Annotated in this window: 9 protein-coding genes; 2 read left to right on the top strand and 7 right to left on the bottom strand. The window is 47.8% G+C overall.

From position 1 onward, the window contains the following. Positions 1–30 precede the first annotated feature (30 nt). Positions 31–1,824, top strand: coding sequence for an L-fucose isomerase (locus HNQ56_RS12875; RefSeq protein WP_429146694.1), 1,794 nt, complete (start codon positions 31–33; stop codon positions 1,822–1,824). A gap of 130 nt (positions 1,825–1,954) precedes the next feature. Then, complete coding sequence (locus HNQ56_RS12870; protein WP_429147062.1) at positions 1,955–2,392, top strand: RbsD/FucU family protein; 438 nt, start codon at positions 1,955–1,957, stop codon at positions 2,390–2,392. Here HNQ56_RS12870 and HNQ56_RS12865 read toward each other — a convergent pair. The 7 genes from HNQ56_RS12865 to HNQ56_RS12835 all read right to left on the bottom strand — a co-directional run bounded on the left by HNQ56_RS12865 (position 2,364) and on the right by HNQ56_RS12835 (position 12,705). Then, a complete protein-coding gene (locus HNQ56_RS12865; protein WP_429146692.1) occupies positions 2,364–2,693 on the bottom strand; it encodes a type II toxin-antitoxin system RelE/ParE family toxin in 330 nt (109 codons plus the stop codon). The two genes, HNQ56_RS12870 and HNQ56_RS12865, sit on opposite strands and share 29 nt — an antisense overlap. 266 nt (positions 2,694–2,959) lie before the next feature. Beyond that, positions 2,960–3,415, bottom strand: coding sequence for a pyridoxamine 5'-phosphate oxidase family protein (locus tag HNQ56_RS12860; RefSeq protein ID WP_429146689.1), 456 nt, complete (start codon positions 3,413–3,415; stop codon positions 2,960–2,962). Positions 3,416–3,453: 38 nt separating this feature from the next. Continuing rightward, positions 3,454–5,412: a threonine--tRNA ligase gene (gene thrS / locus HNQ56_RS12855; RefSeq protein ID WP_429146687.1), complete on the bottom strand. Its 1,959-nt coding sequence runs from the start codon at positions 5,410–5,412 to the stop codon at positions 3,454–3,456. A 485-nt stretch (positions 5,413–5,897) separates the two neighbouring features. Then, entirely contained in the window at positions 5,898–7,154 is a 1,257-nt protein-coding gene (locus tag HNQ56_RS12850; protein WP_429146684.1) for a M16 family metallopeptidase, read from the bottom strand. A 125-nt stretch (positions 7,155–7,279) separates the two neighbouring features. Beyond that, entirely contained in the window at positions 7,280–8,719 is a 1,440-nt protein-coding gene (locus tag HNQ56_RS12845) for a TraB/GumN family protein (protein ID WP_429146682.1), read from the bottom strand. A 194-nt stretch (positions 8,720–8,913) separates the two neighbouring features. After that, positions 8,914–11,001 carry a polyribonucleotide nucleotidyltransferase gene (locus HNQ56_RS12840; RefSeq protein WP_429146679.1) on the bottom strand — a complete coding sequence of 696 codons (2,088 nt, stop codon included), beginning with the start codon at positions 10,999–11,001 and terminating at the stop codon, positions 8,914–8,916. A 291-nt stretch (positions 11,002–11,292) separates the two neighbouring features. Continuing rightward, the gene (locus tag HNQ56_RS12835) at positions 11,293–12,705 is read right to left on the bottom strand and encodes an MATE family efflux transporter (RefSeq protein ID WP_429146677.1); all 1,413 of its coding nucleotides are present in this window, start codon (positions 12,703–12,705) and stop codon (positions 11,293–11,295) included. Between the last annotated feature and the right edge of the window lie 3 nt (positions 12,706–12,708).

Below are 12,708 nucleotides of genomic sequence, written 5' to 3'. Positions count from 1 at the left end.
GTAACAGTTCAAAAAAAGGAGGTCATTGCTATGGCAAAAAACAGATTAATCGGTGATTATCCCGTAATCGGGATCCGCCCCACCATCGACGGGCGAAGAGGGGTTCTGAAGGTCCGGGAATCCCTGGAGCAGCAAACCATGGACATGGCCCGTGCCGCCGCAGATTTATTCCGCGAGAATATCTGCTATTCCAACGGAGAGCCGGTTCGTGTTGTTATTGCGGATACAACCATCGGACGGGTAGCGGAAAGCGCCGCCTGCGCCGCAAAATTTAAGAAGGAAGGGGTGGATATCACCCTCACCGTCACTCCCTGCTGGTGCTACGGAGCAGAGACCATGGATATGGACCCTATGACAATCAAGGGCGTATGGGGCTTTAACGGCACAGAGCGTCCCGGAGCCGTATATCTTGCCTCGGTTCTTGCCACTTATACACAAAAGGGCCTTCCTGCCTTCGGCATCTATGGAAAGGATGTTCAGGATGCAACCGATACCTCCATTCCTGAGGATGTCCGGGAAAAGCTTCTGCGCTTCGGCCGTGCCGCTGTTGCTGCCGCAACCATGCGCGGAAAATCCTATCTCCAGATCGGCTCCATCTGTATGGGAATCGGCGGCTCCATCATTGATCCCGCCTTTATCGAGGAGTATCTGGGAATGCGTGTGGAATCCATCGATGAAGTAGAGATTATCCGGAGAATGACCGAGGGAATCTACAATGAAGAGGAATATCAGAAAGCCCTTGCCTGGACAAAGGCAAAATGTAAGGAAGGCTTTGATAAGAACCCGGATGTTCTGCAGAAATCCAGGGAGCAAAAGGATAGCGACTGGGAATTTGTCGTCAAGATGATGATAATTATCAAAGACCTGATGAACGGAAACCCAAATCTTCCCGCCGGCAGAGAGGAAGAAGCAGCCGGACACAATGCCATTGCCGCCGGCTTCCAGGGGCAGCGTCAGTGGACGGATTTCTATCCCAACTGCGATTTTGCCGAAGCCCTGCTGAACACCTCCTTTGACTGGGAGGGGGCCAGAGAACCCTATACCCTGGCAACGGAGAACGATGTATTAAACGGCATCGGTATGTTGTTCATGAAGCTGCTGACCAACCGTGCCCAGATCTTTGCCGATGTCCGCACCTATTGGAGCCCCGATGCGGTAAAATCCGCCACAGGCTACGATATCGAAGGAAAAGCGAAGGCTTCCAGCGGATTTATCCATTTAATCAATTCCGGGGCCGCCTGTCTGGATGCCTGCGGTGAGGTCAAGGATGAGAACGGTCAAGGCGTTATAAAAAAATGGTGGGAGGTTACCCCTGAAGACCAGGATACAATTCTCAATGCAGTCACCTGGAACGCGGCAGACAATGGGTATTTCCGCGGCGGCGGCTTTTCCTCCCGCTTCGTGACCAGAGCAGAGATGCCGGTAACCATGATCCGTCTGAATCTGGTGAAGGGACTCGGCCCTTGCCTCCAAATCGCGGAAGGCTGGACTGTCGCTCTTCCGGATGAGGTTACAGATATCCTCTGGAAGCGCACGGACTACACCTGGCCCTGCACCTGGTTTGCTCCCAGAACCACCGGAGAAGGCGCTTTTAAAACCGCTTATGAGGTAATGAACAACTGGGGTGCCAACCACGGAGCCATCTCCTACGGCCATATCGGCGCAGACCTGATCACCCTCTGTTCCATGCTGCGAATTCCCGTAAGCATGCATAATGTTCCCGAGGAAAAGATCTTCCGCCCCTCCGCCTGGAACGCATTCGGAATGGACAAAGAGGGACAGGATTACAGAGCCTGCCAGACATACGGTCCCCTGTTCCGGTAATCACAAACCGTTTCCTTTGAGAGGAAGGGCAAAAGCCCTTGGCCTCCTTTATGGATCATACCTGCAGGGAAATCAGGACGGCAATGACAAAGGGAACATCAATAGATTATCAAGAAAAGAGGTGTTTCAAATTTTAAATCATATTCCTAAAATTTTATCCCCTGAATTGCTGAAGGTTCTGTGTGAAATGGGTCATGGGGACACCATAGTCCTTGCTGACGGGAACTTCCCTTCGGAAAGCATTGGTAAGGATTCCATCGTGATACGTGCGGACGGTCATAATATTCCCGAGCTTCTGGAGGCCATCCTCTATCTCCTGCCTCTGGACCCCTATGTAAAGGAGCCCGTATCTTTGATGGAGGTAGTTCCCGGGGATAAGGTGGAGACCCCCATCTGGGAGCAATACACACAGCTGGTTCAAAAATATGACACTCAGAAGAAGCATGGCATCCGGCATGTGGAGCGCTTTGCTTTCTATGAAGAAGCGAAAAAAGCATATGCTGTCATCGCTACTGGAGAAGCTGCCCTTTATGCCAATATCATATTACAAAAAGGTGTTGTTCTCTAAAATAAATCATGCACCCTGCCGGACGCCTGCCCGGCAGGGCGCATGAATGCATTACATCACCACTACTCATTCCAGTAATCTTCTGTCTCTTGACAGGTTGTTTTATTCCAAACAACTTCCACATAAAGTCTTCTTTTTCATTGTAAATATCTATAATCCAAATTGTATCATCTCCTACACGATAAAACGCATAATTGTGCTGCACATAAAGAAACCTGTAATCACACGGAATTCCAGTTATACCTTCTACCGATGGTCCTCTGTTTTCAAACTGCTGCAAATTACGGAATGATTTTGTCATTTTCTTAATCACTGCTTTTGCTTTTCCAGCACCATGCTTAATGGTAATATCTTACTTTATCTCATGTAACTTTTCGATGGCATCTGAAGAGTACTTTAATTTCTTCAATCAAATACCCCCAGTTCTTTCTCCGCATCATCCGCAGAAATCCATCCTTCTTTATCAGTACGTTCTTCCGCTTTCTTTAGTTTCGATTAAGCCCCTGTCACGGGCAAGAAAAAAGCTCCAGAAACAGCTTGTTTTCAGCATTTCTGAAGCTCGGTCTACTATTCAAGCTCAATTCGATAGGCTTGTTTGCTCGCTGTTTCCAGCACATCCTCACAGGGCTTGCCCAGATACTTAAAAAGTGAGATTTTTGTTGGTCTTGCAATGATCAGGATATCCTCCGGTTTCTCCGGATATATTTCTCCCAGATGAGGAAACTTTTTCGGATATTCGTTGATGAAGTAGGAATGTCCCTTCGGATGGCCGAAGAGCTCCGCGATGGCCTCGATTTTCAAATTCCCGGATGCCAGTGCCACATTGGGATTCCGCCTCATCTGCTCCACTTTTTCACTGTTTCTGCTTGTCGCAAAGAGAATCGTCAGGCCATCATTAATATGGGCCATTGCCCTTGCTGTCACCTTATTATTAGCAGAAGTAGCAAGAATGATATTATCTTCTGATTGAAGCTTTTCTGTGATTTCATTGCATAAATCATTATAATTCAATTCCATCCTCATTTTAATTACCTCCGAAAATATAAGTGCCTCAGCATGGATTAATTATTTTCAGTAACCTCGATCTTACGGATTTCCTTCGTCCTGATTTCCCTGCAGATATCATCTACAAAGGCGGCTAAGGGCTTCTGCCCCTCATCTCCGAGGAAACGGCTTCTTACGGATACAACTCCCTCTTCTTCTTCCTTTTGCCCGACTACCAGCATGTAAGGAATACGATCCAGGCGGGCCTCTCTGATCTTATAACCGATCTTCTCCGCCCTCTCATCCACCGTTGCCAGCACGCTGTTTTTCTGCAGCTCTTCCTGTACCTTTCTCGCATACTCATGGTATTTCTCAGAGATAGGCAGCACTCTTACCTGCTCCGGGCATAACCAGGTGGGGAACAGACCTGCATATTTCTCAATCAGCCAGGCAAGAGTTCTTTCATAGCAGCCCATGCTGGTTCTATGAATAATATAGGGACGAACCTTCTCTCCGTTCTGATCCACATAATACATATCAAACTGCTCCGCGATCATGGCATCCCACTGGATGGTGATCATGGTGTCTTCCTTACCGTATACATTCTTAGCCTGGATATCCACCTTCGGGCCGTAGAAAGCGGCTTCCCCGTCTGCTTCCGTGAAGGGAATCTCAAGCTCGGTCAGCACCTTGCGGATTCTGCCCTGGGTCTCCTCCCATACCTCTTCCGTTCCGATATACTTCTCCTTATTGTTAGGGTCCCATTTGGAAAGCCGGTAGGTTACATCCTTCTCCACACCCAGAGTAGTCAGACAGTACCTGGCCAGATCCAGACAGCCCTTGAACTCCGCATCCATCTGATCCGGACGGACAATCAGATGTCCCTCGGAAATAGTGAACTGCCGAACCCGGGTCAGACCGTGCATCTCTCCGGAATCCTCATTACGGAACAAGGTAGAGGTCTCGCCGTAGCGCAGAGGAAGATCCCGGTAGGATTTCTGACTCGCCTTATATACATAGTACTGGAAGGGGCAGGTCATGGGACGAAGGGCGAAGACTTCCTTATCCACCTTCTCATCTCCGAGAACAAACATACCTTCTTTGTAATGATCCCAGTGTCCTGAAATCTTATACAAATCACTCTTTGCCATGAGAGGAGTTTTGGTTCTCACATAACCCCTGCGTTCCTCTTCATCCTCAATCCAACGCTGCAAGGTCTGGATGATCTTGGTTCCCTTGGGCATCAGCAGAGGCAGTCCCTGGCCGATGACATCCACCGTAGTGAACAGCTCCATTTCACGGCCCAGCTTGTTATGATCCCTCTTCTTAATGTCCTCCAAATGAACCAGATATTCCTCCAGCTCCGCATTCTTCGTATACGCCGTACCATATACCCTGGTCAGCATCTTATTCTTCTCTGAGCCTCTCCAATACGCACCGGAGGAAGAGATCAGCTTAAATGCCTTAATTCCCTTCGTGCTCATGAGATGAGGCCCTGCGCACAAATCCACAAAGTCTCCCTGCTGATAGAAGGAAATCTCGGCGTCCTCCGGCAGATCTTGAATCAACTCCACCTTATAGGGCTCCTGGCGTTCCTCCATCAATGCAATGGCCTCAGCCCGGGGAAGGGTAAAGCGAACCAGATCCGCTCCCTCCCTGATAATCTTCTTCATCTCTGCCTCTAACGCATCCAAAGCCGCACGGTCAAAGGGAGCAATATCAAAATCATAGTAAAAACCGGTATCAATAGAAGGCCCAATAGCCAGCTTCGCTTCCGGATACAATCTCTTAACAGCCTGAGCCAGAACATGGGATGCCGTATGGCGGTAAGCCGCCTTTCCCGCATCATCATGAAAGGTCAGGATATTCAGGGTACAGTCCCGGTCCACCAGGGTCCGAAGATCTGCCGCCTTACCGTCCACCTCACCGGCACATGCCATTCTTGCCAGTCCCTCGCTGATATCTGCCGCAATATCATACACTGTCATTGCTTTGTCATACTCTTTATAAGAGCCATCCTTTAATGTTATCTTCATTTCAAATTCTCCTTTCTATTATTAGCACCAGCCTATGCAATAAAAAAACTCCTCTCTTTCGATTTGCAGCTCTGCTTATCGAAAGGGACGAGCGTATGGTCTACGTCGCGGTTCCACCCTTATTGGTGTATCACACCCACTTCATTAAGATGATAACGGAATCACCGGACCGGATTGGGGTCACTCGGAGGCAGTCTTCCCATACTTCCTAATAAGGTACTCACACCAAAAATACCTCTCTCTGAATTATTCCGCACAGTACTCTTCTCGTCAACGTTTTAAATTCTCTGGATTCTATTCCACGAACAAAATATGTTCTTGTAACCTATATTACAGGAACAAGAGCGTGTTCCTGTAATCATGGTATACAATACCGATACAGTTGTTCTTATAACCTATATTATAACACCCTCTGGCGGAATGTCAAGGCACCATTCATCACTGATCGCAAATATATGAAACCGCTGCCGTCCATTCAACAGATATTATAATAGCTCCGACAGCTTTGATCCATCCTGCAGATTGCCCACCAGGGAGACGGAGGTTTGCTCCATATCCAGATAACGGCTGGCAAATTCCTTCACGCCTTCCAGGCTCACCTGGTTCACCCCTACTATCAGCTCCTCAATGGGGATCAGCCGTCCATGGTTAAGCATGGATTTGCCATTGGCATTCATTCTGCTCTTGGCACTTTCATTTCCCAGTATCAGCTCTGTTTTAAGCTGCTCCTTCGTCATGGACAATTCCTGGGAGGTTACTCCCTTTTTTCTGATATCGGCGATAATCTGCTGAATCTTCTTCGCAACGGCAGGGGCCTGGGAGGGATTCATGGCTGCATAGATATGAAATAATCCTGTCTTCCGGTAAGAGCTTCCATAGGAGTAAATGGAATAGGTAAGCCCACTGTTTTCCCGGATTCTTTGGAACAGTCTGGAGCTCACACTTCCGCCCAGGATGGAATTCAGCACGGAAAGCTCATACCGCTCCTCTGAAAGGTAGGAAATACACGGAAAGGCAATATTGTAATGAAGCTGCTCGATATCCTTATGCCGCTTGCAGCGTACACGGTGGTATTCCGGCACTTCCTCTTCCTTCTTCTCCGCGCCGCTCGCCGCCTGGATTCCTCCAAATTTATCCTTCAGCAGCTCCAGCACAGAAGCCTCTTCAAAAGAACCGGCTACGGATATGATGATATTCTCACCCACATAGTATTGCTCCATAAAATCCAGTATCTGTTCTCTTGTCACTCTCCTGACAACCTTCTTCGTGCCGGAGATCATATATCCCAGAGGGTGATCCTTCCAGATTCTCTGCTGCAGCAGCTCATGCACCAGATCCTCGGGAGAATCGTCATACATATCAATTTCTTCGATAATAACACCCTTTTCCTTCTTCAGAGCCTTCTCATCAATCAGAGAATTTGTGAGCATATCCGCAAGAATATCAATTGCAATGGGAAGGTGCTCACTTAAGGTAGCCGCGTAATAACAGGTACATTCCTTGCTGGTGAATGCATTCATATTTCCGCCGATTCTGGCCATCTCATCGGCGATCTGCTTCGCATTGCGGCTCCGGGTTCCCTTAAACAGCATATGTTCTATCATATGGGCTATCCCATTATTGCTTTCCTCTTCATTGGCTGAACCCGCTTTAATCCAGACGCCGAAGGCCGCACTCTTCAGATAGGGCAGAACTTCCGTTACTACAGTAATTCTGTTGGATAATTGATGAATATTGGTCATATCGGGTTCCATCCTTCTCTAATTCTATTTTTTAAAACAGAGGATGTCACGGACCTTCCCATCAAAACTTCTTTTGTGGTATGATCCGCGGCATCCTCCCATATCATGGCCAGAAGAATCTGTTACTATTTAATCTGTGTAATAGTATACCCCTTGCTGTCCAGGATATCAAGAATGCTGTCATCACTTAAGTAATGTCCGCTTCCTACAATAACAAAATAGGTCTTGTTTCCGTCCGCCTTCAACAGTTCCTCGATATACTCTGCCATCGTCTTATTACGCTCTGTAAACAGCTTATCATAGTATTCCTGGATAAGCTTCCGCTCTGTATCGGTCATTTTGTCATCCACAACATCCTGTGTCTCATATTCAAAGGTGGTAAACTGCTTAAAGCTCTCGGCATCACCCTTGCGCCACAAATCCAGCATGAGATTCAGCCCCTGTGCGGCGGAGGTCTTATTGGTGCCCTCCATTACCTCGAGAACCGAATCAATGGTATCGTTAAGAAGATATTCCTCTAATTCGTCGGAAAAGCTGTCCAGCATACCGGCCTGACCCTTATAGCCTTCCAGTTCCATAATGGGCTTACCGGTGAGAAGAGCATTGGTCATAAAGGTCATATCAATTCCCAGAGAAGCTCCCTGGGATGCTTCCTCCACTGATCCGGTGCCTGTAACTGCCAGAGAAGAAAAGGATATGTAAATATACCAGGGCTTCATCAAGGAGATCTGCTCTTCGCCAACACCAAAGATCTGTGCAAATTCGACCACCTTGTCATAGGTCTCCTTTGAAACATGATCCTTCAAAGTGGTTCCATCGGTATAGACCGCCATATTGATCAGATCCATGGCGCCCGTCGTATCAAAGGCATTAAGCTCTACGCCCAGGACATCCGCACTCTGGTAAGCGTCCCATATCTTGCCGCTGAAGGGATAGATCTTCGTGTCAGCCATATGAATGGAACCCAGCATGTATACCGTATTGCCATTGGCCTTTGTCTCCCAGAGAAAACCCTTGCTGCTGGCATCCAGCTTGTCATAGATATCCGCCACCAGTCTTGCCGCCAAGACACAGGCCTGCTCATAGGAACAGATATCCTTCAGCCCAAGCTCACCGTTTTTGCCGGTGTAAATTCCATTTTCCTTCGCATAAGATACAGCATTGGTATCCCCCCAGGGCAGCTCCGTGGCAAAGGTAAAGTCTCTGGCGGTATCATACAAATAGCCAATAACCTCTTCCACTGTCTTTTTTTCAGGCATTTTAAAGGAAACATATCCTGCTTTCTGTATGCCGTCCATTTCCAGCAGCTTACAGCGGAATCCGGCCAACAGCCATTTCATATCAGCAGTTGTGATTGCCCGGGTCATATCCCCCTCATACCAGCTCAAAGGATACAAACCGTAGGTATCTCCAGTCACCAGATCCATAAATGCCCAGTCGCTGAAGTTCTGTCCTGCATTAAAGCTTTGCAGCTCGTTACCGGTTGCCGCTGATGCCTGACCGACAGGCAGCATGCTGATGCACAGCATAAGAACCAGCAGTAAAGATAATAATCGTTTTTTCATAATTCCTTTCTTTCCTTTCTGCATATAATTGTTTGTGAATCATCTCAACAGTTACCATTCCTGTAATAAATTCACAAGACCAATGATAACTGCTATCCCACCGAATGTCAAGTTAAGGTATGATTAAAAACTCCGGGAAGAAAGCGCGGAGGATCCTGTCCGCTCTCTTCCCGGAGATATCTTATTGTGAAACCTTATTTCGCGTCCTTGATGCTGAAGCTGATTCGGCCCATCTTGTCCTGGCCAAGACATACCACCTTAACAATATCACCCAGTGTCAGTACATCCTCCACATGCTCCACTCTATGCTTTGCAATCTTGGAGATATGAACCATTCCTTCCTTGCCAGGGGCAAATTCGATGAAAGCACCGAAGTCCTTAATGCTGATTACCTTACCGGTATACTGCTGACCCTCTTCAAACTCGGTAACAATCATCTTAACAATATCCACCGCCTTCTGGATGCTTTCCTTATCCAGGCCGCAAATCGATACGGCACCGTCATCGGTAATATCAATCTTCACTCCGGTCTGGTCGATAATGGCATTAATGGTCTTGCCTCTCTGACCGACAACCTCACCGATCTTGGAAGGATCAATCTTAATCTGAACAATCTTCGGAGAGTAAGGGCCAACCTCGGATCTCGGCTCCGCAATTACAGGAGTCATAACTTCATCCAGGATATAGGTTCTTGCTTCCTTGGTTCTGTAGATTGCTTTTTCAATAATCTCTCTGGTCAGGCCATGAATCTTAATATCCATCTGGATTGCGGTAATTCCCTTATGGGTTCCCGCAACCTTGAAGTCCATATCCCCGAAGAAATCTTCAAGACCCTGGATATCTGTTAAAATAATATAATCATCATCTGTGTCTCCGGTTACAAGACCGACTGAGATACCTGCTACGGGAGCTTTAATCGGAACGCCCGCGGCCATCAGTGACAGGGTGGAAGCGCAGATACTTCCCTGGGAAGTAGAGCCGTTTGACTCCAGCACCTCTGAAACCGTACGGATTGCATAAGGGAACTCCTCTTCGCCGGGAAGAACCGGAATTAAAGCACGTTCTGCCAGTGCGCCATGGCCGATCTCTCTTCTGCCCGGACCTCTGGAGGGCCTTGTCTCGCCTACGGAGTAGGACGGGAAATTATAATGGTGCATATAACGCTTGCCGGTCTCATTCTCGTCAATCCCGTCCAGTCTCTGGGTCTCTGCCAGCGCGCCCAGGGTGGTAATGGTAAGCACCTGAGTCTGACCGCGGGTAAACATACCGGAACCGTGGGTTCTGGGCAATACATCAATCTCGGCGGCCAATTTTCTGATCTCGGTCACCTTTCTGCCGTCAGGACGTTTCTGATCCTTTAAGATCATCTTGCGCACCGTCTTTTTCTCGAATTTATAAATGGCTTCTCCCAGCAGCGGAAGCCATTCCGGATGGGTCTCTTCATATCTGGCAGCAAGACGGTCTGTAATCTCCCGGATGTTTGCTTCCCTTACCTGCTTCTCATCGGTAAATACGGCAACCTCCATGGCCTCCGGTGTAATAAAGCTTACCATATCCTCATACAGATCCTCGGGAGTATCGCACACGATATAATCATGCTTTGCCTTACCTGTCTCGGCAACAATCTGTTCAATAAATTCGATGATCTTCTGATTCAGCTCATGAGCCGCGAAGATCGCTTCGATCATCTTATCCTCCGGAAGCTCATCCGCCCCCGCTTCAATCATAATTACCTTTTCCTTGGTAGAAGCTACCGTAAGAGACAGGGTCGACTGCTCTCTCTGGACAGAGGTAGGATTGAATACCAGCTGTCCGTCCACCATTCCAACCATGGTTGAGGCGGTGGGTCCGTCAAAGGGAATGTCAGAGATGCAGGTGGCAATTGCAGACCCCAGCATAGCTGTTACCTCCGGGGAACAGTCCTGATCAACACAAAGCACCAGGTTGTTCAGGGTTACATCATTCCGGTAATCCTTGGGGAACAGCGGTCTCATGGGACGGTCAATGACCCGGGAGGTGAGAATTGAATTCTCGGAGGGCTTACCTTCTCTTTTGATGAAGCCTCCGGGAATCTTGCCTACCGCATATAATTTTTCTTCATATTCCACACTCAGGGGAAAGAAATCGATTCCCTCTCTGGGCTTGCTGGATGCGGTAGCAGTGGATAATACCACCGTATCGCCGTAATGCATTAAAGCTGCACCATTTGCCTGTGCCGCTACTCTTCCGATCTCTACGGTAAGAGTTCTGCCGGCCAGATCCATTGAATAACTTTTGTACATATTTTGATCTCCTTTTCTCAGAAACAGCTCTGTTTTGAACTGCTCCTTATTCATAATACTCAGAGCCGGAGGTGCCGAAACAACTGAAAATTCCACCGATGCGGCGGCTCGATGACCTTTTCAGAAGTCTCGGGATGTCCTCCTGCCACTCTAATTTCATAATTATACCACTATTATATCCAATATGCCACATTTATTTTCATAATCAACATGAAAATGAAATGCGGCATTCTTACTCATCCCTTATTACAGTGCGTGTGAGAACGGCTGTAACAAGGGCACGGGGACTTACTATGCTTCGCCTGTGTCAGCAACAATGTTTCTCAGCCATTTTTTCTTACGGTAACGCAGGAGGCCAAGGATGAATTTATAAAACTCCTCTGCCATAATCATGGCATATACCATATGGATGGGCAGCTGCAGCACCAGTCCCCCTAATACCGCCATGGGAATTCCGATGAGCCATACGCTTGTGACATCCAGGAACAGGGCTGCTTTGGTGTCTCCGCCGCTTCTAAGAATTGCCACAATAAGCAGACAGTTCATCATCCGAAGAGGCATATACAGGGCAAAAACCGTAAGACATAGCCGGATATAATGATTTACTGTATCGGACATCTCGAATATCATAATAACAGGTTCCTTCACCAGCATGGTTATGAACGCCCCCACCAGGGTCAAGCCAAAGAGCAGTAGGATATAATATTTTGCATGCTCCTCCGCTTCCTTCAGCCGGTCCGCACCCATTTCGTTTCCAAGGATTACAGCTGCCGCACTGCAGATACCGAAAAACAATACCAGCGCAACCTGCTCTACCGAACCGGTAATGGTAATTGCCGCCGCTGCCGAATCGCCCATTCTGCCATAGACCAGGGAATACATCGTAACCCCAAGCCCCCACATAAATTCGTTTGCAATAACCGGTAATGCGGTACCTAAATACTTCATTACAAAAGTACGGTGCAGGAATGCACTTCCCTTCTCCCGTGATCTGACATACCTGGTATGTATAAATTCTCCTACTCCGCCGTCTCCGGCCTTATGCAGGTATACCGCAAGAAGCAGCGCACTGACTTCCACTATTCTGGCCAGCAGGGTGGCAATCGCCGCGCCGGCAACACCCAGCCGCGGCATACCCAATTTACCGAAGATTAGTCCATAATTAAATACAATATTGACTAATATTGCAATCGAAGTAATTGCTACCGGAAGCTTCACATAATTCATACTGCGCAGAACCGCCACATAGCAGTTGGTAACCGCTGTAAGAGGATAGCTCAAAGCAACAAAAATCAAATATGCGGCTCCTATAGCCATGGTTTCTTCCGATGGGGTAAAGATACGCATAACCAGCTTGGGACACAGAATCCCCGGAATAACAAAGAGAAAAGAGGCACTTACCCCAATAATCAGAGATATCCTCAGCACTCTCCTGATGTTGAGCACTTCGCGCTTGCCGTAATATTGGGCGGCAAGAATACTGGAACCGCTGCAGATACCAAACATCAGTAAGGAAAACACAAAGAAAACCTTATTTGCCAGTCCGACTGCCGCTACCGTTGTTTCTCCCAGCCGTCCGATCATCAGAGTGTCCACCAGATTCAGCACATTATTCAAGAGATTTTGTACTGCTATCGGAATGGTGATGGCAATGGTTTTTGATAAAAAAGCCTTATCCTTCAGCATATTTTTAATTAAATTCATATT

It is taken from the genome of Anaerotaenia torta (assembly GCF_050433395.1).
Taxonomy (GTDB): Bacteria; Bacillota; Clostridia; order Lachnospirales; family Lachnospiraceae; genus Mobilitalea; species Mobilitalea torta.
The sequence above is the reverse complement of the archived record's forward strand: the minus strand, read 5'-3'. Positions and strand labels throughout refer to the sequence as shown.

Coding starts and splice junctions, on each gene's coding strand:
- HNQ56_RS12875 (WP_429146694.1), top strand. CDS start 31: ATGGCAAAAAACAGATTAATCGGTGATTATCCCGTAATCGGGATCCGC.
- HNQ56_RS12865 (WP_429146692.1), bottom strand. CDS start 2,693: ATGACAAAATCATTCCGTAATTTGCAGCAGTTTGAAAACAGAGGACCA.
- HNQ56_RS12860 (WP_429146689.1), bottom strand. CDS start 3,415: ATGAGGATGGAATTGAATTATAATGATTTATGCAATGAAATCACAGAA.
- thrS (WP_429146687.1), bottom strand. CDS start 5,412: ATGAAGATAACATTAAAGGATGGCTCTTATAAAGAGTATGACAAAGCA.
- HNQ56_RS12850 (WP_429146684.1), bottom strand. CDS start 7,154: ATGACCAATATTCATCAATTATCCAACAGAATTACTGTAGTAACGGAA.
- HNQ56_RS12845 (WP_429146682.1), bottom strand. CDS start 8,719: ATGAAAAAACGATTATTATCTTTACTGCTGGTTCTTATGCTGTGCATC.
- HNQ56_RS12840 (WP_429146679.1), bottom strand. CDS start 11,001: ATGTACAAAAGTTATTCAATGGATCTGGCCGGCAGAACTCTTACCGTA.
- HNQ56_RS12835 (WP_429146677.1), bottom strand. CDS start 12,705: ATGAATTTAATTAAAAATATGCTGAAGGATAAGGCTTTTTTATCAAAA.